The sequence below is a fragment of the Mesorhizobium sp. M7A.F.Ca.CA.002.09.1.1 genome (assembly GCF_003998555.1).
GTDB lineage: Bacteria > Pseudomonadota > Alphaproteobacteria > Rhizobiales > Rhizobiaceae > Mesorhizobium > Mesorhizobium ciceri.
Genome location: NZ_RZRR01001214.1, coordinates 1 through 1,307 on the forward strand (window position 1 = coordinate 1; position 1,307 = coordinate 1,307).

Below are 1,307 nucleotides of genomic sequence, written 5' to 3' on the forward strand. Positions count from 1 at the left end.
TCAACATGCTGCGCTCAGGCGACCTGATCTGGCCCTATGTCGTCAACAACTACATGCGCGGCAAGGATCCCCTGCCCTTCGACCTGCTCTACTGGAATGCCGATTCCACCCGCATGGCCGCAGCCAACCACTCTTTCTACCTGCGCAACTGCTATCTCGAGAACAACCTTTCGCAAGGCACGATGGAACTGGCGGGCCGCACGGTCTCGCTCGGCGACATCACCATCCCGGTCTACAACCTCGCCTCCAAGGAAGATCACATCGCGCCGGCGCTTTCGGTGTTCCTCGGCTCGAAATATTTCGGCGGCACGGTCGAGTATGTGATGGCGGGGTCGGGCCATATCGCCGGTGTCGTCAATCCGCCGGCATCCAACAAATACCAGTATTGGACCGGGGCTACGCCGACGGGCGACTTCAGCCAGTGGATAGCCAATGCCACCGACCATCCAGGATCCTGGTGGCCGCACTGGCAAGGCTGGATAGAGGCCAAGGACAACACCCGCGTGCCTGCCCGCAAACCGGGCAAGCATATGAAAACTTTGGGTGATGCTCCGGGCACCTATGTGAAGGTCCGTGTGTAACGGACTGTAATGTGTGGTGAGTTGACGGGCCGCCAAAAGCGGGCGAAATGGTGTCGTCAACCATCAAGCGGCCGTAATTCGGCAATCACTGCAAAAATACTTCCAGGCTTGCGGATTTGACACAGGTCTCGTTTCCGGATCGGAGACAAAGGTCACCTTGGCAGCGACGCATGCATGCCGCGCCAAGATATGCCGACCGGACATCGAGGGGGAATTTGACTTTGAAATCAGCAGGATGGAGCCTCGCAAAGGGAGAACGCCGCGCCATTGTGGCAGCGCTCTGCTCCTTGCTTCTGGCCTCCTGCACTTCGGCTGGCGACCCGGCAATGTCGGTCGGAATGCCCGGCTACAATGCCACCGCATCGGACGTAAACGCGGCCTCCAGCGGCAAGGCGATCGCCGCCTCCGATTCGTCTGATGTCACGACGGAGCAGACGACCGTGATGACGGCAAGCGACACGGCGCTGCCTGAAAAGGTCGCCTATGTGCCTGTGTCCAAACCGGGAGCTGCCTTTCCGCTGACCATGCCGGCGGGCGCCGAAACCATCGTTGGAAACACGCCGCAGTCGCTGACGCAGCAGGCACAGACCGCGCAGCAGACCGATGCGGTAGCCCAGCAGATTGCCGCGGCCGACGGCGACGTGGCGGCGCCGAAGCCCGCTGCCGCTCCGGCCATGAACAACCCGGTCTATGTGACGGCTGGCGAGATGCCGCAGGCCGAAGCAC

The 1,307-nt window shown here is 61.4% G+C and carries 2 pseudogenes; both read left to right on the forward strand.

The annotated features are described in order from the left end of the window. Nucleotides 1–581, forward strand: a pseudogene (locus tag EN994_RS31890) (alpha/beta hydrolase); the annotation flags it as partial. Nucleotides 582–796: 215 nt separating this feature from the next. After that, a pseudogene (locus EN994_RS31895) lies at nt 797–1,307 on the forward strand (peptidase M15A); the annotation flags it as partial.